Origin of the sequence: Methanolacinia paynteri (assembly GCF_000784355.1) — an archaeon.
Classification (GTDB): domain Archaea; phylum Halobacteriota; class Methanomicrobia; order Methanomicrobiales; family Methanomicrobiaceae; genus Methanolacinia; species Methanolacinia paynteri.
Genome location: NZ_KN360931.1, coordinates 78,397 through 102,201 on the forward strand (window position 1 = coordinate 78,397; position 23,805 = coordinate 102,201).

Sequence of the window (23,805 nt, forward strand, 5' to 3'; positions counted from 1 at the left end):
GATGGACTGGTTCGGCATAGAGGAGGATTCCGGGGAGAATAAGATAAAGTCCGTCTCCGAGATCTCTGCAATTATAAAAAGCAGGCTTGATGATGATTCGCTCCGCGGGATCTGGATCGAGGGGGAGATGACAAACCTTAAGAATCATGCCTCGGGCCATCTGTATTTCTCCCTGACCGAATCGGTTTACGGGAGGGAATTCCTCATAAACTGTGCAATGTGGCGCAGTTCCGCCCGAGAGGTCTGTTTCAGGCCTGAAAACGGCATGAAAGTTCGTGCATACGGTTCGGTCGAAGTCTATGAGCCTCACGGCAAGTACCAGTTTATCGTTAGGGAACTGAGTGCCGCAGGTGCAGGCGACAAGCACCTCCTCGTCGAAAGATGGAAGAGAGAGCTTGCGGCGGAAGGTCTGTTCGATGAAGTGTTCAAGAAGGCGCTTCCGCAATTTCCCAGAAAGGTAGGAGTTGTGTCTTCTCCTTCGGGTGCAGCAAGGCGCGATATAGAAAATGTGATATCCCGCAGGTACCCCGTAGAGATTATTCTGTCGCCGGCACTTGTCCAGGGGGACAACGCACATGTTGATATCGCCAGGGCAATACGCCGCATCGACGGCCTTGTGGATGTTATAATCGTCGGAAGGGGCGGAGGCAGTTTTGAGGATCTGTTCCCGTTCAATCACCCGGACGTCGTAAGAGCGGTATTCGAATGCAAGACCCCTGTTGTAAGTGCGGTCGGCCATGAGATCGATTTCACGCTTGTCGATCTTGCAGCGGATGTCAGGGCTCCTACACCGTCGGCGGCTGCAGAGATTGTGGTCCCGGACAAATGCGAGCTGGAGAACCAGCTGAAATCATATGAAAAGACGCTCATGAACTCAGTGACCGACAGGATCACGAGGGAGAGGGAATTGCTCGAGGGTTTCAGGCTGAGGCTGCAACCGAAAAAGTTTGAACAGCTGATTAATGAAGAGTTCCAGAGACTTGACGATCTCTTCGGCCGCCTGAATCATTCGATGAACGGTTATATTGAAAGGCAAAGGATGTCCCTCGGGCTTCTGCAGACTTCACTGGCGGCATCGGACCCGAAAAAACCGCTTGAAAGAGGTTATTGCATAGTCCGGAAGAATGATTTTGTTGTGAGATCTGCGGCCGATCTATTCGGGGATGACCGGGTTGAAATAATCCTGAAGGATGGAGAATGCGGAGCGGTTATAGAGGATGTGAATCATGGAAAAAACGTATGAAGAGCAGATAAACGAATTGAAAGAGATTATCGGTAAGATTGAGAACAGGGAGGCTGGCCTTGAAGAGAGTCTCACTCTCTACAGGCGCGGCATGGAGATTCTTCAAAGCTGTGAAAAATACCTGGAAGATGCGGAACTGAAGGTGACCGAACTTCAGGATTCAGCCGGACAGTAAGTATAACGGTAATCTCCGCGCCTTCCTGTATCTTTTTTATAATATCGCGCGGGATCTGCCCGGCTGTACAGTCTGAATATATCCCGACGGTTCTTCCGCACGTAAAACTGCTTCTTCTCCAGACAAGGTCTGTTTCATGTTCAAGAGTAATTCCTGCCGAACCAAACGAGCGGACCTGAAAATGCGACCCCCCGACCTCGAAGACGGCAGTCAGTTCGGATCTTTCGTCAGCAAGAATTTTTTTGAATTCGTCCGAGAGATCTTTTGCCCCTTTGTCCGAAGAAACGCCTATTATGCATGTACCGGTTCTTGAGACCTCGGGCTCCTTTGTGATCTCGAAAGTCGATCTGTGTGTCCCTGTAACATTCGGATGCCCCCTGCAACGGATTATTTCAACTGCTTTTAATTCTGTAATCTCATTGCACGGGTAAGGGTCAGACATTTTGAATAAATTTGGTCTGCAAGAATATATTTCATATTCTGCCTACATTATAAGGTAATGAATTCCGAATTTTTTTGTCCTTCGTGTGGGGAGGAAACCGATCATGAGATCCTGAAGGAGGGCAGCGATCTGCTGGTGCGCTGCAATATCTGTGGGAACGTACGCCATGAAGAAAAGCCTAAAGTGCCGAAAGAAATTACGATAAAGACGATCGTAAGCGGGGAAGGCGAGTCTGAAAAAGGCATTGTCGAGATGTTTGAGGATGAAATCGTCGAAATAGGAGATATTATTGTAGCTGAAGTCGGCGACGAACCTGTAGGAGTCGAGGTGACCGGTATAGAGTCCGGCCCAAGGCGTCTTACAAAGGCGAAAGCCTCGGATATAGAGACCCTCTGGACACGGATCGTGGAAAAGGTCGTAGTGCGTGCCTCCGTTCATGCCGGGTGGAAGACAATTCCGATTTATATTGAAACAGATGGTGAGAGAGACTTCGCGGTCGATGAGGTCTGCAATGAGGAGGGTCTTCGATTCAGGATAACGCATATCAAACTCAGATCGGGATCGGTCATGAGAAAAGAAGGCTGGAAGGCCTATGCAAGGAAAATAAAGCGGATATACGGCACAAAGGTTTAATTTTTTTCAGATCTCTTTTTTTGGGTGATTTGGAAAACCAGGACTCCCATCCCGTCTGGGATTGGACCTCTTTTGTGTATCTGATGTGGCCTGAAAACCTGTAATTTGAGCTTATTTTTACGTTTTAATCAGGGTTTTGGGAACCTATTTTAAAACTCGTCAATATGTGGATTTTAGGCTGATTAAACCTAAAACTGCAGGGATATAACGGCCCGTTATTGCCCTGTTTTTTTCAGACGATGTATATATCAAACAGGCAGGAGATCGTGGAGTACAGCGCTTCTGTGTGGATGCAAAAAATTGTGATTTCCGTCTTTTTTAGGCTCTATTTAAGTTTTACTTTACAATTTACCTGTTCATATCAGGTCATCCACGGAAAAAATATCACCTGATGTTTTTTTTACCGACCTTATTAAAAACGAATACAGCCCCGGTATATCAGACAAAAAATGAGACTCCGGGGATGTTCTTCCCCTGAATTTTAAAAATGTGAATTTTAATTTATATCTGTTACCTTGATCTCAGCCAGGGCATATCCGTACCTTAGTGTTACGGAATCGTTTGTCTTGGCAATGATAACGGAAGGCCTGATGATCTTTGTTGCATTAACGGATTCGTTGAAATTCCCACTTAGATCCGGGAACATGAGCATGCCTACCGCGATTTCTGAGAAATTCATACCTTCCACGCTGTCGAAATCTTCGGCGGAAATATTGTATGTAAGGGTCGGAGCAAATTCGAGGTCTATCTGTTTGACATCATTCGTGTGCATGTCTATTACGTCACTGCTCATTGCGTCGACTTCAAGATCAAGGAGCGCATACTCCGTGTTTCCAAGATAATACTGGTATACTGAGACCGGGATTATATTGTCAGACTGGAGGCTTCCTGCCTGAAGCTGCAGGGAGCTCGTATATGCGACAGGAATACCCTGTTCATATGCATCCTGTACAACATATGCATCCGATGAAACTATCGGGTACCCTTCCTCGTAGTACAGCGTATAATCCACAGTGACGATATCTCCTGCTTCGGCTTTCTTGAATATTGAGAAGAATGAAAACGACAGACTAAAACCGATTACGCAGGCCAGAAGAATGACGACAATAAATGCACGCGAGAGCAGCTTTTGCCAGTCCCTATCCTTCTTTCGTGGCTCCTTCCTTTTTTTGGACATCCTTTATAAATTTGGTCTATCTTCTGATAAATAGTTTCATATTTTTTATTTTGTCGTTGGATGGAGATAATTGCCATTTGGATCATAATTAAATATGATTGACGCTAACAAAGGGTTAGGCTATAAGCCGGAAGCAGGAGGTGCAGTAAGAATGATAAGAAGACGTATGTATCCTGTATACTCGATTTGGAACGAGATCGATGAACTTATGAATATGATGGAGAACAGGCTCTCTGAATCATTTTCGGGTGAGAATTTTTCCTCAAACCGGATTAAACCTGTTATCTCGGGAGAATGCCGCGTCGATGTAATAGATCATGACAATGAGACATATGTTGTAGCCGATCTTCCGGGTGCAGAGAAAGATGACGTCCGGATCAGGCTCGTAGACCCAAAGACGTTGGAAATATCCTGCAACAGGGAGAAGAAGATAGAGGAGGAGGATGAAGAGAAGGGATACTATCTCAGGGAAAGAACATACGGCGAGATGATCCGCCATGTGTCGCTTCCCGTGGAAGTATCTGAAGACGGCGCAACTGCGTCGTTCAACAACGGCGTCCTTGAAGTTCACCTGAAAAAGATCGCCCTTGGAGCGGGCGGTAATATAGAGATAAAATAATTTTTTTTATTTGAAAATCACGTCGTAATTTACACGACACTGTCCTTAAAATTTTTGTTTCATGAATGTTTTTTCCGAATTATTCAAGTCGGTTTAAAACAATTCTATTCACAATGGATAAAAAGAAGGTCAGGGATTATATGACCTATGACGTCGTGACCATCGATGTAAACGGCACGGCAAAAGACGTTATAGAGACGATCAAAGTCACACATCACGACGGATTTCCTGTTGTGGACAATAAAAAAGTTGTCGGGTATATTGCGGCAAGAGATCTCCTGTTCGTGTATCCCACGTCTCCGGTGGATAGGATTATGAGCAGGCACCTGATCGTCGCGGACCCCGATATGAGTATAAACGATGCAGCGAGGGTTATATTCAGGTCCGGCATCCAGAAGCTTCCTGTTGTGGACGAGGACGGCAACCTGATGGGAATTATCTCGAATGCGGATGTCATCAGATCGCAGATCGAGCACGTATCTCCTGAAAAAGTCTATAAATTTATTGAGACGCTGAAGATCCTGCACGATGTCAATCCTACACTTACAAAAGAGATCGTGTCCGTCGACAGCCTGCTTCCTACCCAGTCGAAGATCTACGAAGACGAGCTTGAAGGAAGAATATACGAAATAAAGAAGGGACTTGCCGAACCGATCATCGTTGTAAGGAAACCCGGAAAACTGATCCTTGTCGATGGCCATCACCGTGCCGTTGCCGCGAAGAGGATGGGAATAAAAGAACTTGATGCATATATCATAGAGATCGGGGCCGATATCGAACTGGGCCTGGAAAAGACCGCCCGCGAGATGAACCTGCATACGCTTGACGATGTAAAAGTCCTGGATTATGCACGCCATCCGTTAATGGCGGTTACCCACAGGCTGGTCAGGCACGGATAAGGATGATTAGCTCTTCGCAGTTTGACGCGTTTTGGCAACCCCGGCACCGGCGGCCGAGCCGCCGGACGGCCCCTGCCCAGGGGCCTTGCCTGAAGAGAACCTTCTCACGGCACGCCCAGGAGACCGGCAAGGGTCTCCTGAGCTGTTGAATTTAGTTTTTACATGAAAATCACGTTGAGATTTGCATGAAATATTTTTTCCCATAAATTTTTTTGGTATATTTCGTTCCGTGCACGACATGAATTTACCGCGTCTCGCGGCGAGGGGTTGCCAAAAGTAGTGAATGGAAAGCCGGAAAAAAAGATCTATGAGCCGTTATATGACGTCTCAAAATGATCATTCAATACATTCTCTTTTACGACGCAGTTCTCTTCGATCACAACCTCGGGCCAGATCCTCGTGCCCGAATGAAGAACCGCTCCGTCTTTCAGCACCGCCCTGGGGCCTATCACCGTATTATTCTCGATATTGCACCTGACTCCGATCTCTGCGTCGTTGTCGATTATACTGCCGCTTATCGTTGTATTTTCATCGATATCCACATTATTGTAGATGGATGAAGAGAAGATCTTGGAATTATTTCCTATGCTGCAGCATTCTCCAAGACTTGTGTAGGGACCGATCAGTACATTGTCTCCGATTTTTGTACCCGACCCTATGGAAACGGGACCGATGATCCGTGTATTCTTACCAATCTTCACAGAATCTCCGAACTGTACCGGGCCTACCACGCTGCCGCCGGTTATCGACACGCTCCCGCTTATATTCGTATAGCGCATCTGGTTGAGTTTCCATTTTTCAGCTTCACGGAGTGATCTCGGACTTCCTACATCGGTCCAGTTTCCTCTTGCAAGCCACCCTCCGATGTTTATTCCCGAGCCCATAAGTTTAGGGAAGAGGTCCTTTGCGAAATCGTACTTCCTGTTTTCCGGGATGTGATCGAATATCGAGGGATCGCATACATATATACCGGTACTTGCGAGGTTTGAAAAGATCTCTCCCGGCGACGGCTTTTCATAAAACCTCATGATATGGTAATTCACATCGATCTCGGCGATTCCGTATTCGCATGGATTGTCTATGCTTATCAGGCCTATGGAGACCATGCTGTCGCCCTTGAGATGATCGCGGTAAAATTCCAGCAGGTCTATGTCCGTTACATGGTCCCCGCCGACGACAAGAAAAGGGGAGTCGTTCAGGTATTTTTCCGCATTTTTGACGCTGCCCGCAGTTCCCAGCTTTGTCTCTTCGCGGACATATGTAATATTCACTCCCATCAGTGAGCCGTCTCCAAGCGCCCTTTCGATGTCGTCGCCTTTATAGCCGATCGTAATCACAACGTCTGTAAATCCCAGATTAGACAGGTGACTGACAAGGTGTTTTATCGACGGGGTATTGACAATCGGGATGCAGGGTTTAGGCCTTTCAAATGTGAGTGGACGGAGCCTTGTGCCTTCTCCGCCGCACATTATGCAGACTTTCATGTTATCTGAATGTTTTTATTTATTCTAATATATCAGAATATTGAATTTTTAGATTTTGTTTGAAAATCACGTTGTGATTGCTATAAAAGTAAAGTCTGGACCCTTTAGATTTCCTACCCGAATTCAAATAGACTTTTTGGCTATTTGTTGTCTCATGTCTTTCTCCGGCAACCTTGGCACCGGCGACAGGGCCACCGGACGGCCCCTGCCCAGGGGCATTGCCCGAAGATAATCTCCCCCTGGCACGCTCAGGGAACCGGCAAGGGTCCCCTGAGCTGTTGAATTTAGTTTTACATGCAAATCACTTTGTGATTTACATGAATCAGTGCATGAAACTTTGTTTCATGAACGTTTTGTTTGGAAATCCCGGTTGAGACTTTTTAGATCCTTTGTTTTTGTCCCAAAAAACTTTGTTTCATGAACGTTTTTCGGCACTCATCAATGCTTTATAATGGGTATAACCAAATATTCGTTAATGAATGAATTTGTCTGCACGCTTTGCGGCAGGTGCTGCATGGGCATGGGCAGGTACGTCAAAGTTACAGGGGTTATGGGTCCCGGCAGATATGCGGTCCGGCATGACCTGTCAAACGAATTATTCTATGCTACTGTTGACAAAAATTTCAGGGGCAGAATCGATCCTCTTAACAGGGATACACCCGCAGAATGGTGCCCCTTTTTAATGGATAAAGACGAAAACGGAAATTATTACTGTTCTATCCATGCTTCCACCCCCACTTTCTGTAAAAAATATAAGTGCTGTACATGCAGGATTTTCGGAAGCGACGGAAGTCCGGTCGGGATGATAAAAGGGAGGTCCACCATCGCAACGGACGATAAGGAGCTTGAAAAGTTATGGGATTCTGCCGTAAACTCCGTCCTGGATCTTGAACTTAATGAACAGAAAAAGAAGATCGTTGAGATAATGAAGGATTCAGGTTACGATGTCAGATATTTCGAATGACGGCAGGACGCGTGTCCTGGAAATTGAAAAGGGTGAGGTCCAGTGCCTCCCCAAAAAGAGAGAGTCAATCGATAAGTGCAGGTTCTGCGTGCATTCCAAAAGATTCCGGGAGGCAGGTGTCTGGAAAACTTCTCCTGCAAGAGCATACTGTACATTATGCAGGAGCAATGATTCGGTTGATTTTGAAAAGGCTGACGCAGTCGAATGTGACGATATGAAAAGTGAGGGTTACAGGAGTATCCTGAATATTATCAGTTGATATTAAAAAATCCCTTCTTTTTGGGTTTTTCATCTTTTTCCTGCAGGATATTGTCCATCTGTTTGTTGTTTGATACCGCGATCGTCCTTATGTCATGCATCTGGTTCTTGATCTCCTGAATCATCTTCTGCATATTGTCGAGATCTTTCCTTATTTTGTAGAATTCTTCGTATGATCTCTTGTTTTCACTTTTTATCTCCCCTCCGCCTTCCGTGAAGTTGATTCCTGCTTCGACAAGTTCCAAAATCGCCTCTTCCCTCTTAATTCCCCTCGATTTTGAATATTTGTCAATTCTCTCCATTATATCGGGATCAACCGAAAAAGACTGCCTCATTACCACGTTTCCCACTTCCTCATATTCGGTATTATGATGTAAACAGGTTATGACGATTCATTTATTAAAATGATCGAGAATTGCACAGGTGTCAATACTTTCTTCAAAAGAGTGAACAAGTTTATCGAATGCAGATTCGATACCGGATTTTTCTGATTCGTTAATCCTGAAATCAAGGCCTTTTTGTTCGTACAGGTAACTCATTAATGCGCAGACCACATTTTCATTATTGAACAGCCCGTGCATGTAGGTGCCTATAATCACACCGTCGGGCGATACCACTCCCTCGCCTTCAAATGCCTCCGTGACTCCTTCTCCAAGTTCCGTTTTGCCCATATGTATCTCGTAGCCGGATGCCTCATCGATCCGCGAGAGAATCGGCCCTTTCCCAAGAGATCTTCTCCTGACTTTTGCTGTGGTTTTTTCATATTCGAGAAATTCGGTTTTTATATCCAGAATTCCGAAACCTTCTACTATACAGGGTTCTCCGGATTCTATTCCTGAATCTTCGATCACTCTTCCGAGCATCTGGAAGCCGCCGCATATTCCGAAGACCGGGATCTTCTTCTCGATCAGTGATCTCAGTTTCCGGTCGAATCCTGAAATTTTAAGGATATTCAGATCGTCTATGGTGTTTTTTGTCCCGGGAAGGATCAGGCAGTCGATATCTTCAAATGAATCGGTCGGATTCAGGTATAGTATCTCCGCGTATCTTTCAAGGGGCTCGAAATCGCTGAAATTTGAGATCTTATCAAGCCTGACAACTCCGATCTTTACCGGTTTATCCCCGGAATTGTGCTTTAATTTGTCCTGTATCGAGAGGGAGTCTTCACTCGGAAGTTCTATGTGGGAATAGGGCAGTACGCCGAGAACTTTTATCCCGGTCTTTTCTTCGATTATCGATATTCCTTTCCTGAATAAATCCGGATCGCCCATGAATTTGTTGATTATGAAGCCGACGACATTTTTTCTGACATTATCGGGCAGGAGCTGATATGTTCCGATCAACTGCGCAAAGATACCGCCTCTTTCGATATCGCCGACGAGAACGATGGGGATATTCAGTCTTTCTGCAAGCAGGATGTTCGCAATATCCCTGTCATAAAGGTTCATTTCGGCAGCCCCGCCCGCTCCCTCTACGACGATGTTTCCGAATTTTTCTTCGAGTGAATAATAGGATTTCAGGGCCGTTTCAAGTAAGTGCCCGGTCTCGTTATAATATTCTCCAATTTTTATGTCCTTGTAGGGCCTGCCGAGAAGCACTATCTGGGAGGTCCGGTCGCCTTTCGGCTTAAGGAGGATCGGGTTCATCTCAGCCGCCGGCTCAACACCTGCCGCCATTGCCTGTATAGCCTGTGCGATGCCGATTTCCAGGCCATCATCAGTGACATATGAATTAAGGCTCATATTCTGTGATTTGAAAGGTGCGCAGGTATAACCATGATTATAAAGCATTCGGCAAATCGCAGCGACAATGGTGCTTTTCCCCGCATGAGAGGAGCTCCCCAGGACCATCAGTGACATTATATTCATTAAATCTGTGCTAAAGCTAAATAAATTGATATAATCGGATGCGTATGCCGCCTGGCATCAATAATTTGCGCGTATAGGCATTTCTCACCGGATTGTCGGTATTTTTCCATATTTTTTTCCGTTATGGATGCCCTGCCGCAGCCGGTTTGTTCTGAAATCATGCTAACAAATATATAATCAGATTTGTAAGGTACAATGTAATGACTGGTGGTATATGTCCAAAATGTGGACTGCCAAAAGAACTGTGTATTTGTGAAGAAGTCGCAAAGGAACAACAGCAGATTAGCGTTAAGATCAATAAGAGGCGTTACGGCAAAGAAGTAACAATAATCGAGGGACTGGATCCCTACGATATCGATTTGGATGAATTGCAGAAACATCTGAAAGGAAAACTTGCCTGCGGCGGCACTGTTAAAGGCAATTCAATCGAACTTCAGGGCAATCACCGTGAACGCGTAAAGAAACTCCTGATGGACAGGGGTTACAAACTTGAAAATATAAGTTAGTTTAACATGAAAATCACGTTGTGATTTACATGAAACAGTGCATGAAATCTTTGTTTCATAAACCTTTTTTTCAGATGAAGAACCTGAACGAAATCCATGCGATTATCAGCATAATCAATGAATATTTCAGACCGGCTATTGCTCTTCCTTCACCCATCTGACCTGCTACAAGTCCGGAGAAAAATGCCTGGATCATTGCGGCATGGGAGAACAGCCTCCTGTAGAAGTCCATATCTATGGCTCCACCGAAGGAGAGTCCGGAGGTGTCTGTTCCAGAGGATGCAACTGCCGCTCCCGCTTCGGCCATGGTGTCGAGGAACGTACTCGTCATAATCGCAATTACCAGAAGGAAGACGAGAAACGATACAAGAACTATTACGATATAGATCAGCATATTGTTCCGCCTTTCGGTTGCAAGACTGACGAATTCGTATGAATCGTTTGCAGCGGCTCTTAGCACCTCGCTTACATCTCCGCCGGCCTGGCTTGCCTTTGCGATAAGATCCACACTTCTTTTCGCGAGTGGAGTCCCCAGCCTTTCGCCGAACCTGTGTATGGCGTTTACAAACGGAATATTCCACGAGACTTCGTTGTCGAGCTTCTTTATATATGGTGTGAGGGTCCCATAATCTCCGTCCGAAACGGTGTGGATGGCATTCGGGAGTGTCATTCCGCTCTCGTTCATCCCTGCGACATCCCTGAAGAAATTCGGCAGCGCAACCTCGATATTTCGTGTTCTCCTCGATTCTTTTGTATCGAGAAATGCAAGAGGTATGAGCATTATGAGGATTGTGATCACGAAGATATCGTCAATTAATGTCGAATTGAGCAGGGAGTATATTCCATAGTTCGATATGACCGATATAAACCCGAAGACGAAGAAAAGCAGCGCTATCGGTGCGGAGACGATTAGGATATTTTCAGGTTTTTCAGTCAGTACTTTTACCGGATCTTCAAGAATTCTGTTGAACCCTTCCCTTCGTTTCCTCTTTGAATCGATCTTTTCAAATATCTCGATCTGTTCCAGGTCTTTTTCCCCGGGGATGGCATCTTCAGTTTTTTTCTTCCCAAATAGTCCCATTTTACATCTCCGGAGTCATTGCATCAATTAAAATCACGAACATTATACTCCCCAGAGGAATTATCCCGTATATTACGACGTACAAAAACATGGGGCTCGAAGTACTGCTGATTGTCGACATTATAGACTGCAGGATAATCAGGAAAAGTGTTCCTGCGACAAGGGCGGTTACATACGATTCGGAGATAAGTCCGAGAGTATCGAGGAAGGTCTTTTGCGTCTGCCGGTTCTCTTTCATGTACTGCTCCGATTTGTTCCTGAAATATTCCGTAAGATTGCTTCCGCTCGAGATGCTTGCAATTGCGCCCTGGAGGAAGTCCCGCATTCTGTCGCTGGGGGTGTACTGGCCCGCCAGTCTCAGGGCGTCCAGCAGGTCCTTTCCGAAGACGTCGATCTCTCTCGTTATGTACCTGGCCTCAACCGCACTTTCGCCGTAGATTTCGCTGTTGCCGAGGAGCCTGAATACTTCTGCAGGCGTAATGCCCGCTGTCGACATGGCGGTAATGTAATTTATTGCGTACGGAAGTGTGCAGTCGATGTTTCTCCTTCGGTCGCCGGCAAGGATGGTGGGATATATAAGAAAGATCGAATATGTCAGTCCGCCGACTACAGCCAGCGATACGATCAGAACGAACACGGTGCCTAAAATCAGGCTGTATTTGCTCATTTCAATAAAAATATCCGGGACGTTTCCCTTATACACGAAAATCTCGGGAAGCCTCAACAGGTATGTAATCAGCGAGAAGAGGATTGCAGCCATCAATCCTGCAATGATCGATGAGAAGTAGGCGGTTGAAATATAGGCCTCATATGGAGTTTTCATCCTGGCCCTGATCATATCGTTTCTCAGGGTGAGATAGTCTTCTCTCTTCCTTTTCGCCCTTTTTCCGAATATCGAGAAGCAGAATCTCTCATAACTGTTCATAAAGCTCACTCCTCACGAACTTAATTATTGCATCGGGGTCCCTGAAATAGGACATGAGAACCCGGCCGACATCCTTGTAGTTGCGAAGGTTTTTAATTCTCATCCATTCGAGAATCTCCTGCCTTCTCTTCAGCTCCTCCTTCATCCTGTCGTCATCCCAGCCTTTTTCCTCCATAATCTCTTCGAGAATGTACGATTTTCCTGAATACCTGATCTCGTCGGTCGAAGGATGCCATTTGAAGACTTCATTGGTAATCAGCTCCTTCGTCCTGGGATCGATATCGAGAACTTCGATCAGCTGTTTGTTCCGGCGAATACGTTTACCACTTATTCTGGCCTGCACCTGGACGCTTACAAGATCGAGGGCGTTTAACATATTCCTCGGGACATTCAGGGGCGGATTTTCAAGACGGTGGACGACGCTGGCGACAGAATCCGCATGCATTGTTGCATACGTTACGTGACCGGTACTCATCGCCTGGAACAATGTCAGCGCCTCCTGGCCTCTGACTTCTCCTACAAGGATATATTCGGGCCTCTGCCTCAGTGCAGCTCTCAGGAGTTCGTACATGTCGATTGTGCCTTTTCCGTCTGCATCGAAAGATTCACGTGTCACACTCGGAATCCAGTTCTTATGCGGCAGTTTCAATTCCCTCGTATCCTCGAGCGTGACGATCTTTGCCAGCGGTGGAATGAACAGGGATATTGCATTTAACGACGTGGTCTTTCCCGAAGCCGTACCACCGGCAAATATGCACGATTTTCCCGCCTCAACGGCAATCCAGATGTAGGCGATAGAAAGTGGTGAGAATGTTCCCCACTCCGTAAGATCTGTCGGGGTAATCGGCTCTTCCTTGAATTTTCTGATGGTAAACGTGGAGCCGTGAGCCGTAACCTCTGTTCCGAGAGTCATCTGAATCCTCGATCCGTCTGCCATTGTCGCATCGAGCATGGGTTCCGCTATCGATATGTATTTGCCCGCCCTCTGTGCAAGCTTTGTTACAAAAGAGTCGAGATTTGAAGCTTTGTAATACATGAGGTTCGTCTGTAAAGATTCGTAATTTGAGTGGAACACGAAGATTGGGGTGTTCAGGCCGTCGCATGATATATCTTCGATGTACTTGTCGTGCATAAGGGAGTCGATGAGGCCGTCTCCAATGAAATTCTTATTGATGCTGTAGATAATCTTCTCTCTTTTCTCCGGAGTTAGTTTTATACCGTAATCGCGGAGAATCTCAAGTACCGCTTTTTTGAGTATGTCTCTGGCTTCATCCGGGCTGATCGATTTCGTATTGACATCCAGGGTTTCAAAGAGTCTCTGTTCTATCTCGGCATACAATTCCTTTTCGGCATCGTTTAACTCAGGTTCGAGAACATTGTAGAGATATTCGTTTGAATTTTTGTCATATGTAATCCTGACATATGCATACGGTTCGTTGATCGGATATAATTCAACGTCTTCAATCCCCTCCTCCGCCCTGAATTCAAGATCAACCAGGCTTCCGTGAATATTAGGATCGTACTCGTCAACTTTGGCCGATACATCCTTGACCTTGGAGAATAATTTTTTCTTTTCCTTTTTACGCTCTTTTTTATTTTCTTCTTCCAGAGTCTCATCGATTTTCTGGAGAGAGATCTTCTTCTCGAATATCTGGTCGATCCTTGAAAGGACTTTTTCCCTGTCTTCAGCCTCGAAAGCCGGTTTTCGTGTTTTAATCTTGAATTCCTCTATCTCGAAGGTAGCGCCTTCGGGAAGGATGAGCCCGGAAAAGTCTTCGGCGTACTGGTCGATTAATACAACTCCAGGCTTCTCTGTTTCGCCGGAATCTTCAGACCATTGCGTCTTTTTAGCCTGGGGACGTTTTTTTGCCGGATTATTATCAGGTATATCTTTTTCGAAAATTATCTCCGTGGGCAGCTCCTCCGTATTTTCAGGGGGCTGCTCCGGCTTCTCTTTTTCGCCGGAATCTTCAGACCATTGCGTTTTTTTAGCCAAGGGGCGTTTTTTTGCCGGATTGTTATCAGGAATATCTTTTTCGGCAATTATCTCCGTGGCCAGCTCCTCTGTATTTTCAGGGGGCTGTTCCGGCTTTTGGACTACAGGCTGTTTTTCAGGCTTTTTTGTGACGGAGTCGATAATCTCCTGGAAGGATCTTGTTTTTTGGGCGAAGATCCCGGGTTTTTGCAAGGGCTGAATAATATCTTTCCAGTTATCCGTTTCGTCTTCAGCAATCTCCTTTTTTTCTTCAGTGAAGATCACAGGTTCGTTTATTGAATCCGTATCCTCTTCTTCAAATAAAGTTGGGCTGTCATATTGTCCGTGTTCGCCATCATTGCTCTGCTGTTCCGAGCTTTTCATCAGTTCAAATATCTTTTTCAGCTCCGCAGAACCGTCGTTATTTGTTGTCCCGGGAGAACCTGTTCTCTCATCCTTTTTTTGTTCCTTAAAATTCAGAAGATCTGAGAAATCATCTTTCTTCTCCGGAGCAGGAGGCACTATCTTTGAAGACTCCCTTTGGATCTCTTCTTTGGGACTTATGGGCTGAAAAAGATATGATTTCTGTTGAGATGCTTTGTTCTCCCTCTTTTCCGGTTGAAATTTTGATAAAAGAGTACTTAGATCGTCGTAATCCTGATCTGCTGTTCTGCCCGGAATATTTTTTTGTGTTTCAGGTTCATTTTCTTCAAATAACAGCTTCTCATATCCTGACTCTTCAGATCCCGTATTGCCTGGTGATTCGGTATCATCCGTTGATTTCTGCTTTTTGAATAATGATCCGAATTTATGCTTATTGTTCTTTTTATCGTCCATAAACTGCTGCACCTCCTCCCAATTTATATTTCCAGGTTGAAGACCGCGTCTCTTCCCGGCTGAATTATCTCGTATTTATGTTCCCTATTTTCATTGTCGGTAATTGTACAGTCATATTTCCCTTTATGCAGAACAAAGGAGACATGCCCTTCTCTGGATGTTGTATCCAGAAGTCCGGTGTCTCCGATCCTGAATATTTTTACCTTAAGGCCCTCTGCAGGGAGTCCTTCGTGCGTTATAATGAGTGTGATTTTTGCAGGTTTCAGGCTGAATTTGGAAAATTCAGGCAGGTCACGTGTTTTTTCGGTCTCCATCAGATGGCTCTTTTCATAAATCCTGGATCTTGCAGAGATAGACTCAGCCAGGTTTTTATCAATCAGAAATAACCTGAAAGAACCGTTTTTATCAATATTATATACAACCTTATCCCCGAACATCATCCCGTGGCCGTCAACCTGTATCGCTCCCTCTCCTTCGCCGTTTACAAAAACCAGTATGCAGGTGCTCTTCCCCCTGGTCTGAACTGCAAGGGCATGATATTTTTTTTCACCAATTATCCCGTTTAGATCACTAAAATTAAATTCACCGGCATAATTGGCATCATTTAAAACCTTTTCAAATAATTCAATTATTTCCATAAATCCCCGCCCTTATGTCCCCCCGGTTATGGACTGAATCAGAAATATTCTATTCCAGATAGAAAGGTTTCTGATACAATCACATTTGAAGATATCTATTACCAGAATAATTTCAAAAATAAACACTAAAAATAAGGTCTTGTTAAACAATTAATGTTTGATATATGACTGAACTTCTTATTATTTCTTCACTGGCAATTGCAATCACATTATTTTATGCCTCATATCTGGACATTAAACAGAGAAGGGTTCCGTTTGTGACGTGGATTCCTGCAATTGTCGTTGCAGGTGCTCTGGTGATTATTTTTTACTATCTCAACTACGGTCAGTATGCCGGGATCGGCATTTTGCAGTTCTCGATCCTTCCTTTTATAATTGCACTTGTGCTGCTCTTTTTAGACTGGGCATATACTGTTTATATCAAAAAGGTTGACAGTTCCGAGCTCGACAGAAAGATCCTGGCGGAGACATATATCTCGTGGTTTTTATTATCAATACCCTCCTCCGTTCTGGTATTCAGCTATTTTACCGGCTATATCAACTTTTTCTCAATATTTGCATTAATCTCGTTTATCTTCTGCATCTTCCTCGAGCTGATCTCGGTTATGCATCTCTGGGGTGGAGCCGATTCTACGGCGATGATAATAATTTCTTCCACGATCCCTTTCTTCCCGGTTGTACCCTTATGGGGTTATCCGGAGGTGACATTCTTCTTCCCGATGAGCGTAATGCTCAATGCGGTATTGTTGAACCTTTCAGTACCCGTGGGATTGTTCATCTATAATGTCCTGAAAAAGAACAGGGCTCCGCTGAAGTATATGTTCATCGGCTACCCTGTTCCGGGGAAGGACATAACTGATCATTTCGGGTATATAATCGAAGAGTTTGAAGAAAACGGCGATCAGATCGAGAGGAAGTTCCTGAAGTTCAGTTCATCAATCGGCAGAATGGTCTCGGGAAAAAGGAGGATGTATACCCAGGATTTCCGGAACAATCCTTCCGAATACAAAAAAGAGCTGGAACTTTACAAAAAGGCCGGTTCTGTGTGGATCAGTTTCGGGGTTCCGTTTATCATTCCCATACTGGCAGGTTTCCTGTTCACGTTTTTTATAGGTGATATATTCAGTTTATTATTGCAGATTGCCGGAGTTGTATAATGCTGAAAATAAATTTTGACGATAACGGCCTTGTTCCTGTGATTGCACAGGATGCGGATTCAATGGAAGTCCTGATGCTTGCATATGCAAATCAGGATGCAGTTAATAAGACAGTCGCCACGGGTTATGCACATTATTATTCCCGGAGCCGGGGAAAGATCTGGAAGAAAGGCGAAGAGAGTGGCAATGTCCAGGAGATTGTGAGGATACTTGTCGACTGCGATGAGGATACCCTCGTCTACCAGGTCAGGCAGAAGGGAAAGGGCGCATGCCATACAGGCTATGAAAAGTGTTTTTACAGGACAATAGACGGTGAAGTGGTGGCAAAAAAGATGTTTGATCCTGGTTTGATTTATAAAAAGAATGACAAAAAATTAAAATCTCCGTAAATGGCGGATGAATCACTTCAGCGGAACCATATGTCCGGCAGATTTCCGGCTTTTTATTTTTCATGATTTTTAATAAAAGTATAATTAATGATTAGCAACATGAGTTTAATGGTGGTTTTTTAATGAAACTTGTACCAGATACCAGCGTCGTTATAGACGGACGCATCACCTCGATGATTCAGGATTCGGGTGAATATAAAGGGGCCACAATAATTGTTCCGGAGGCCGTAATAGCAGAATTGGAGGCGCAGGCAAACCAGGGTCGAGAAATCGGTTTCAGCGGTCTTACCGAGCTTCAGGAACTTTCAAAACTGGCAGAAGAAGGGATTATAGAGATTAAATATGTGGGCGAGAGACCCAGTCTTGATCAGGTAAAACTGGCAAGCGGGGGAGAGATCGATGCTTTAATCCGAAAGGTCGCTCTTGAGCACGAAGACGCCCTGTTTATAACATCGGATATAGTTCAGTCCGAGGTCGCAAAAGCCAAGGGGATTAATGTATTATACCTAAAACCCCAGATCGGGGAATTCTCACCTCTGACGATCGATAACTATTTCGATGAGAATACCCTGGCGGTCTTTTTAAAAGAGAGAACGAAGCCGGTGGCAAAGAAGGGAACACTCCGCGACAGCAAAATCATCTATCTCAGGGAAGAGCCTCTCTCCGAATATGAACTGAAACACATGTCCCAGGAGATACTTGAGAGGGCAAAGAGAGATCCCGACGGATTCATCGAACTCGAGAAGAGAGGGATAACTATCGTTCAGATAGGCTCGATGCGTATATCCATCTCCAGGAGGCCGTTCTCAGACGGCATGGAGATTACAGCGGTAAGGCCTATCGTCGAAAGGTCGCTTAACGACTACAAGATGGCCGAAGTTATCGGGAAGAAGCTTTCCGGAGGAAAGAGAGGAATTATTATCACCGGAGCTCCGGGTACGGGAAAGACTACTCTTGCCCAGAGTGCAGCGGTATTCCTGTCTGAAAAGGGTTCTGTTGTCAAGACGATGGAGGCACCCAGAGATATCCAGGTCCCTGACAAAATTACGCAGTACACGGCACTCGAGGGAAGCATGGAGAATACCGCAGAGGTCATGCTCCTGATAAGGCCGGATTTCGTCATATTCGATGAACTCAGGAAAAATGTTGATTTCAGGGTATTTGCAGATATGCGGCTTGCAGGTGTAGGCATGGTGGGCGTCGTGCACGCAACAAATGCCGGGGATGCCCTGCAGAGATTCCTTGGAAGGGTTGAATTCGGTGTAATCAACCAGGTGATCGATACAATCGTTCTTGTAAAAGACGGTGAGATCGCAGCAGTTTATGACCTCGTCTTTGATTTCAAAGTGCCCGAATTCATACCTGACGAGGATGACGAACTGTCGATAAGGCCTGTAATATCGGTTGTCAATTACTCCACGGGAAAGGTCGAGTCCGAGATCTTCAGGTATGACGGTGAGACCATATTGATCTCCGAAAAAGCAACCGAGTTGTCCGAACCGGCAAAACAGCCGGAACCGGAGAAGGAAGCGGCAGGCGGAGATATCTCCATGAGGCTTGTGGAGAGAGAGATCCAGAGAGAGATCGGCCGTTTTACTGCAGGAAAGATCATCGTCTCCATGCAGAATGAGAATAAGGCGGTCGTTTATATCGACGACAAGGATGTTCCTGCTGCAATCGGAAAGGGCGGGAAAAATGTCGCCTCTATCGTCAATAAACTTAGTATCGGTATCGATATCCGGCCGATGAGCGAATATTCGTCGGAAGTTCAGCCGAAGAAGGAGGCCGATTATGACAAACCCGTTCTTATGCCTGCAGCAGGGGATGCCGGTAAAAAGGACGGTCTTGATATCCGCATCGACAGGAAGAATCTTATCGTAAGTTCTCCTGAGAACAGGGGAAAGATCGTGGATGTTTTCGGAGGTAAGGAGTACCTCTTCACCGCCACAGTGAATGATGACGGCGAGATCCATATGTCCAAAAACAACAGTATCGCACAGGAAATGATACGCAGGTATAATGACGGAGAAGAGATCAGGCTGAGGCCTGTATAAAATAACTTTTATCAATTATTCGGAGCTGGTTTTAATTGGCGAAATTTGACATGCGTGAATATGAAAAAGAATACAGGGACGCCTGGTCGCATATTTTTGAAGCTGACCCGGGCGAAGCAGATAAATTCTATGTAAATGTTGCTTATCCGTATCCAAGCGGTGCGATGCATGTAGGGCACGGCAGGACATATATTGTTCCTGACGTGATCGCACGCTATTACAGGATGCGTGGTAAGCATGTCCTCTTCCCGATGGCATTCCATGTAACCGGAACGCCTGTAATCGGTATTTCGAAGAGGATTGCAAACGGGGATGAGAAGACAATCAAACTGTACCGCGATCTGTACAGGGTTCCCGAAAATGTCCTGGAAAAATTCGTCGATCCCGATGAGATTGTCCGCTACTTCAGCAGCGAGTACGAGCGGATTATGCGCAACTGCGGTCTTTCAATCGACTGGAGAAGGCGTTTTACCACAGTATACCCCCAGTACAGCAAATTCATCGAATGGCAGTATCTTCACCTGATGGAGGGCAACCATGTCGTCCGCGGTGCACACCCTGTGAAGTATTGTCCGCAGTGCGACAACCCTGTCGGAGACCACGATCTGCTTGAGGGGGAGAAGGCGGAGATAGTCAAGTTCGTCCTGATAATGTTCAAGTGGAACGATTTCCTGATCCCGTGCGCCACTCTCAGGCCCGAGACTACATACGGTGTTACAAATCTCTGGATAAACCCGGACGTCATCTACAGGAAGGTCATGGTGGACGGCCAGAAGTGGATTCTCTCTCCCGAGGCAGCGAAAAAGATCGGTCTCCAGGATCATGTCGTAGAAGATCTTGGCGAAATTAAGGGTTCAGAACTGGTCGACCAGACTGTGTCTAATCCGTTCTGCGGAGAAGTACCTGTACTGCCTGCGACCTTTGTCGATCCTAATATGGCGACCGGAATCGTAATGAGTGTCCCGGCACACGCCCCATTCGACTATATCGCCCTGAGGGATCTTCAGTCCGCAGGGAAATATACTTCAATAAAACCTGTTCCGCTTATCGTTGTCGATGGCTACGGGGAGTGTCCCGCAAGGGATGCTGTCGAGAGATCGGGTATAAAAGACCAGAACGATCCCGGTATGGAGACTCTTACGCAGGAGGTCTACAGTGCGGAGTTCTCCGGCGGGCGTATGCTGCCCCAGTACGGCGGCAAACCGGTGAAGGTTGCACGTGAAGAGTTCTCGCAGATTATGCTTGAGCAGCACGGTTCCCATGTAATGTATGAGTTTGACGTGCGCAACGTCATGTGCCGCTGCGGCGGAACGGTCTATGTAAGGATTTTGAAGGACCAGTGGTTCCTGCAGTACAGCGATCCCGTATGGAAAGAGGCTGTTCACGAACAGCTTAAGGAGATTAATATTGTGCCCGCCGAAGTCCGTGCCGAGTTCGACAGGACGATAGACTGGCTGAACGACTGGGCTTGCACCCGCCGCGTAGGTCTCGGGACCAAACTGCCGTGGGACAAGAACTGGCTCGTCGAACCGCTTTCGGATTCGACAATCTATATGGCTTTCTATACGATTGCTCACAAGCTGATAAAACTCGAAGCAGCAAAGCTGACCCCCGAGGTATTCGATTATATATTCCTCGGGAAAGGCTCGTCAGAAGGTCTGCCTCTCGACAAGGAGACGGTCGAGGATCTCAGGTCCGAATTCCTGTACTGGTACCCGTATGATTTCAGGTTCTCGGCAAAGGACCTGATCTCTAACCACCTTACGTTCCAGCTGTTCCATCACAAGGCGCTGTTCCCGAAGGAACTGCAGCCCCGGGGAATGGTTGTCTTCGGAATGGGACTCCTTGAAGGAGCGAAGATGTCATCTTCAAAAGGAAATGTGATCCTGCTTGAGGATGCCGTGGAGGAAGTCGGTGCTGATACGGTGCGTATGTTCCTTGTCGGAAGTGCGGAGCCCTGGCAGGACTTCGACTGGAGACGGGAGCTTGTTTCATCGACAAGAAAACAGATTGAACGCTTCATCAATACGGTGGAAGACAGCCTTGAGGCTGACGGGGAATACCCGATAGATACATGGCTCATATCCAGGATGCAGGAGCATATAAAGAATGCAACTGCGGCAATGAACTCTTTCCAGACCCGCCAGGCACTTCAGGAGGCGTATTTTGCCATAGAGTCGGATCTCAAGTGGTACAGGAAGAGGCTTCCGGGCGATGTCCGGCAGTCTGCCGCCGTGAACAAGATCAGCGATTCATGGATAAGGCTGCTCGCACCCTTCATACCTTTCTCGGCACAGAAACTCTGGGAAGAGATTGGCGGAGAGGGGCAGGTCGCGTTTTCATCCTGGCCCGAGCCTGATGAGTCACTGATCGATCCGTCCCTCGAGCTTGCGGAGGAACTGCTGTCGAGAACGGTCGAGGATATCGATTCGATCATGAAGCTGATCCAGATAGAGCCTTCGGGCCTCACGCTTTTCATCTCCCCCGACTGGAAGTTCAGTATATTTGAAAAGATTTCCAGGGCCGACAACAAAGGCAAGGTAATCTCTGAGATCATGAAGGACGAGGATATGAGGAAGCGTGGAAAGAGTGCGACTGATGCCGCAAAACAGATTACAAACCTTATCCACCGCCTGCCTCCCGAGGTTGTCGAGAGAATATCCTCGGTTTCAATAAATGAAGAAGAGGTCTTCGAGAATGCGAGGGAGTTTATCGAGAAGGAGTTCGGTCTTCCTTTGAAGATTGTTCCTGCAGAAGAGAGCACTCACCAGAAGGCACAGCAGGCGCTTCCGTTCAAGCCGGCGATCGTAATCGAATGAATTTAATTTTTTTATTTTTTTAATTTGAACAAAAATTATTGATTATTTGTTTTTAACAGCTTCAGTTGCTTTCTTTTTTCTTTCTTTCGTGTTGTAGCCGGTGACGTACTCCAGGTAGTCCCTGAATCTCCTGTTTGTATCGAGAACTATCTTGTCGGCTTCGTCTTCGGAGAATGAATCATATAGGTCCGATCTTGAATGTGTGTCGACGCATAAGAGGCTTCCTTTTTCGTTGATCCATGCTTCAAGGCAGCTGAACGAGCCGAATTCTATTTCGTAATGTCCGTCTTTTTTAGTACCGACGGCGTCGAAATATTTCTCAAGACCGTCTTTCATCCTGTCTTCGAGGCCGTCTTTGAAACCTCTTTTAATCGAATATTCCTGCATGCAGTATTATTGTCCTTCATCGGATTAATTTATTCAGATCGCTATATTTGGTAATTCTGCCCGTTTGAATTGTGCATTATGGGAATGTATATAAACTGTTTCGCCAATGAGATAATTAGGGGATTTTATGGAAGATATAAGAATTAAAGCTGAGCCTTCAAAAGGCAAGCACGATATAGCACTTATCGGTTTCCCCGGAAGCGGTCTTGTTGGCAGCATCTCCATGCAGTACCTTGTTGATAATGCAGGTTTTGAATATGTCGGGAGCATCACCAGCAAGTACTTCCCGCCGATAGTAATGATGATGGACGGGCTTGTAAACGCCCCGTTGAGAATATATGAAAAGGATTCGATGTTTGCATTTGTTTCGGATATACCGATTCATCCGACAATCAGCTATGAACTGTCGAATACGATTATCCAGTGGCTGAAGGACTACGATGTCGGGGAGATCAATGTCATTGCCGGAATTGTGACCAATACCCTGGAAAAGAGGGTGTTCGGTGTCGCAACCGAGCAGGGTCTGCTCGAAAAAATAAAGGACCACACTGAGATCCTTTCGATGGGAAGTATCTCCGGCGTTCCCGGAAGCATACTCTCGGATTGCAAGGCCCTTGAGATCCCCTGTATTGGATTCCTCGGGGAAACTGTAAACACCCCGGACCCACGTTCGGCCGTTTCGGTCCTTGAGGTGCTTAACAAGGTATACGAGGAGTTGAATGTCGATGTCAAACCGCTGATGGAGCAGGCCGAAGAGATAGAGGCGACAATGCAGAAGATGGCGGAACAGGTGCAGAAAACGGAAGAGCAGCAGCAGGTACCTAAGAAAGAGCACCTGCCAATGTACGGTTGAGGGTGGCAGGAATGAAGATTGCAGCAATTACCGGTATTTCCCCGAATGTAATAGCAGAATTAAAGAAGGGAAAACCGAGGACTCTTGAACTCCAGAGTGCCCATAACATCATCACTCTCACGGATGTCCTCCCCGGCGATCATGTGTTCATGACGCATATCGATCTCGATGATGTGTGCTCGGGCGATCCCGGGATTATAGTTGAAGTCCTCTCTATTACGATAAATATGAAGAGAATGGTCGAATATATCAATCCCTATTATTACGAGGAAAAAGAGAGAATGTCGGCCAGGATCCAGGTAAAATATGTTGACAACACTATTGCGAAGGGTATTGACGGAAGGTACTGGGCCAAACCGACTATCGTTGACATTCTCCCGTCGGCAGTCTTCCATGCCGGCTAAATTTTTTTGAAAAAAAAA

Annotated in this window: 23 protein-coding genes and 1 pseudogene; 14 read left to right on the forward strand and 10 right to left on the reverse strand. The window is 46.0% G+C overall.

The features are described from left to right. Position 1 precedes the first annotated feature (1 nt). On the forward strand, positions 2–1,243 hold the full coding sequence (gene xseA, locus METPAY_RS07370; RefSeq protein WP_048150842.1) for an exodeoxyribonuclease VII large subunit: 1,242 nt from the start codon (positions 2–4) through the stop codon (positions 1,241–1,243). Next, a pseudogene (xseB, locus tag METPAY_RS15450) lies at positions 1,227–1,343 on the forward strand (exodeoxyribonuclease VII small subunit); the annotation flags it as partial. The gene xseA and the pseudogene xseB, both read left to right, overlap by 17 nt. Here xseB and METPAY_RS07375 read toward each other — a convergent pair. After that, a complete protein-coding gene (locus METPAY_RS07375; RefSeq protein ID WP_048150844.1) occupies positions 1,315–1,860 on the reverse strand; it encodes a DUF371 domain-containing protein in 546 nt (181 codons plus the stop codon). The pseudogene xseB and the gene METPAY_RS07375 sit on opposite strands and share 29 nt — an antisense overlap. 57 nt (positions 1,861–1,917) lie before the next feature. On the opposite strand from METPAY_RS07375, the gene METPAY_RS07380 reads away from it, so the two are divergent. Next, positions 1,918–2,493, forward strand: coding sequence for an HVO_0476 family zinc finger protein (locus tag METPAY_RS07380; RefSeq protein ID WP_048150845.1), 576 nt, complete (start codon positions 1,918–1,920; stop codon positions 2,491–2,493). A gap of 496 nt (positions 2,494–2,989) precedes the next feature. Here the strand turns inward: METPAY_RS07380 and METPAY_RS07385 are convergent, their stop codons facing one another. Then, positions 2,990–3,670 carry a hypothetical protein gene (locus tag METPAY_RS07385; protein WP_048150848.1) on the reverse strand — a complete coding sequence of 227 codons (681 nt, stop codon included), beginning with the start codon at positions 3,668–3,670 and terminating at the stop codon, positions 2,990–2,992. Positions 3,671–3,821: 151 nt separating this feature from the next. Between METPAY_RS07385 and METPAY_RS07390 the strand changes: the two genes are divergently transcribed. After that, entirely contained in the window at positions 3,822–4,289 is a 468-nt protein-coding gene (locus METPAY_RS07390; protein ID WP_048150851.1) for an Hsp20/alpha crystallin family protein, read from the forward strand. Between the two features lie 113 nt (positions 4,290–4,402). Continuing rightward, positions 4,403–5,188 (forward strand): CBS domain-containing ParB/RepB/Spo0J family partition protein, encoded by a 786-nt coding sequence (locus tag METPAY_RS07395; RefSeq protein WP_048150853.1) that lies wholly within the window; start codon positions 4,403–4,405, stop codon positions 5,186–5,188. A 305-nt stretch (positions 5,189–5,493) separates the two neighbouring features. Here METPAY_RS07395 and METPAY_RS07400 read toward each other — a convergent pair whose 3' ends face one another. Beyond that, the gene (locus METPAY_RS07400) at positions 5,494–6,672 is read right to left on the reverse strand and encodes a nucleotidyltransferase family protein (RefSeq protein ID WP_048150856.1); all 1,179 of its coding nucleotides are present in this window, start codon (positions 6,670–6,672) and stop codon (positions 5,494–5,496) included. A 475-nt stretch (positions 6,673–7,147) separates the two neighbouring features. Here METPAY_RS07400 and METPAY_RS14220 point away from each other — a divergent pair, with 475 nt between their 5' ends. Both METPAY_RS14220 and METPAY_RS07410 read left to right on the forward strand, forming a co-directional pair. Beyond that, positions 7,148–7,636 (forward strand): hypothetical protein, encoded by a 489-nt coding sequence (locus METPAY_RS14220; protein WP_157199030.1) that lies wholly within the window; start codon positions 7,148–7,150, stop codon positions 7,634–7,636. Further along, complete coding sequence (locus METPAY_RS07410) at positions 7,617–7,895, forward strand: hypothetical protein (RefSeq protein ID WP_048150859.1); 279 nt, start codon at positions 7,617–7,619, stop codon at positions 7,893–7,895. Before METPAY_RS14220 ends, METPAY_RS07410 begins: the two co-directional genes overlap by 20 nt. Here the strand turns inward: METPAY_RS07410 and METPAY_RS07415 are convergent. After that, the gene (locus METPAY_RS07415; protein WP_052418724.1) at positions 7,888–8,229 is read right to left on the reverse strand and encodes a hypothetical protein; all 342 of its coding nucleotides are present in this window, start codon (positions 8,227–8,229) and stop codon (positions 7,888–7,890) included. The genes METPAY_RS07410 and METPAY_RS07415 overlap by 8 nt on opposite strands. Positions 8,230–8,286: 57 nt before the next feature. Continuing rightward, positions 8,287–9,753, reverse strand: a complete 1,467-nt coding sequence (locus METPAY_RS07420; protein WP_048150862.1) for a cobyric acid synthase — start codon at positions 9,751–9,753, stop codon at positions 8,287–8,289. Between the two features lie 209 nt (positions 9,754–9,962). Here METPAY_RS07420 and yciH point away from each other — a divergent pair, with 209 nt between their 5' ends. Next, positions 9,963–10,268 (forward strand): stress response translation initiation inhibitor YciH, encoded by a 306-nt coding sequence (yciH, locus tag METPAY_RS07425; RefSeq protein ID WP_048150865.1) that lies wholly within the window; start codon positions 9,963–9,965, stop codon positions 10,266–10,268. 70 nt (positions 10,269–10,338) lie between these two features. Here yciH and METPAY_RS07430 read toward each other — a convergent pair whose 3' ends face one another. The 4 genes from METPAY_RS07430 to METPAY_RS07445 are packed head-to-tail and all read right to left on the reverse strand — an operon-like array spanning position 10,339 to position 15,724. Beyond that, on the reverse strand, positions 10,339–11,349 hold the full coding sequence (locus METPAY_RS07430; protein ID WP_048150867.1) for a type II secretion system F family protein: 1,011 nt from the start codon (positions 11,347–11,349) through the stop codon (positions 10,339–10,341). 1 nt (position 11,350) lies between these two features. Beyond that, positions 11,351–12,274 carry a type II secretion system F family protein gene (locus METPAY_RS07435; protein WP_048150871.1) on the reverse strand — a complete coding sequence of 308 codons (924 nt, stop codon included), beginning with the start codon at positions 12,272–12,274 and terminating at the stop codon, positions 11,351–11,353. After that, complete coding sequence (locus METPAY_RS07440; protein ID WP_048150873.1) at positions 12,261–15,086, reverse strand: ATPase, T2SS/T4P/T4SS family; 2,826 nt, start codon at positions 15,084–15,086, stop codon at positions 12,261–12,263. The genes METPAY_RS07435 and METPAY_RS07440 overlap by 14 nt, the downstream gene beginning before the upstream one ends. Positions 15,087–15,109: 23 nt before the next feature. Further along, a complete protein-coding gene (locus METPAY_RS07445) occupies positions 15,110–15,724 on the reverse strand; it encodes a hypothetical protein (protein ID WP_048150876.1) in 615 nt (204 codons plus the stop codon). 164 nt (positions 15,725–15,888) lie between these two features. Here METPAY_RS07445 and METPAY_RS07450 point away from each other — a divergent pair, with 164 nt between their 5' ends. From METPAY_RS07450 to leuS, 4 genes are all read left to right on the forward strand, one after another. After that, positions 15,889–16,881, forward strand: a complete 993-nt coding sequence (locus METPAY_RS07450) for an A24 family peptidase C-terminal domain-containing protein (protein WP_052418725.1) — start codon at positions 15,889–15,891, stop codon at positions 16,879–16,881. A gap of 2 nt (positions 16,882–16,883) precedes the next feature. Continuing rightward, on the forward strand, positions 16,884–17,270 hold the full coding sequence (gene hisI / locus METPAY_RS07455; protein ID WP_048131083.1) for a phosphoribosyl-AMP cyclohydrolase: 387 nt from the start codon (positions 16,884–16,886) through the stop codon (positions 17,268–17,270). 122 nt (positions 17,271–17,392) lie between these two features. Beyond that, positions 17,393–19,324 (forward strand): PINc/VapC family ATPase, encoded by a 1,932-nt coding sequence (locus tag METPAY_RS07460; protein WP_048150878.1) that lies wholly within the window; start codon positions 17,393–17,395, stop codon positions 19,322–19,324. 50 nt (positions 19,325–19,374) lie between these two features. Further along, entirely contained in the window at positions 19,375–22,143 is a 2,769-nt protein-coding gene (gene leuS, locus METPAY_RS07465; RefSeq protein ID WP_048150880.1) for a leucine--tRNA ligase, read from the forward strand. 42 nt (positions 22,144–22,185) lie between these two features. Here the strand turns inward: leuS and METPAY_RS07470 are convergent, their stop codons facing one another. Continuing rightward, entirely contained in the window at positions 22,186–22,530 is a 345-nt protein-coding gene (locus METPAY_RS07470; RefSeq protein WP_048150883.1) for a DUF5611 family protein, read from the reverse strand. Between the two features lie 127 nt (positions 22,531–22,657). Here METPAY_RS07470 and METPAY_RS07475 point away from each other — a divergent pair, with 127 nt between their 5' ends. After that, positions 22,658–23,383 (forward strand): proteasome assembly chaperone family protein, encoded by a 726-nt coding sequence (locus tag METPAY_RS07475; RefSeq protein WP_013329741.1) that lies wholly within the window; start codon positions 22,658–22,660, stop codon positions 23,381–23,383. A gap of 11 nt (positions 23,384–23,394) precedes the next feature. Next, positions 23,395–23,787, forward strand: a complete 393-nt coding sequence (locus tag METPAY_RS07480) for a DUF473 domain-containing protein (protein ID WP_048151138.1) — start codon at positions 23,395–23,397, stop codon at positions 23,785–23,787. The last annotated feature ends 18 nt before the right edge of the window (positions 23,788–23,805 follow it).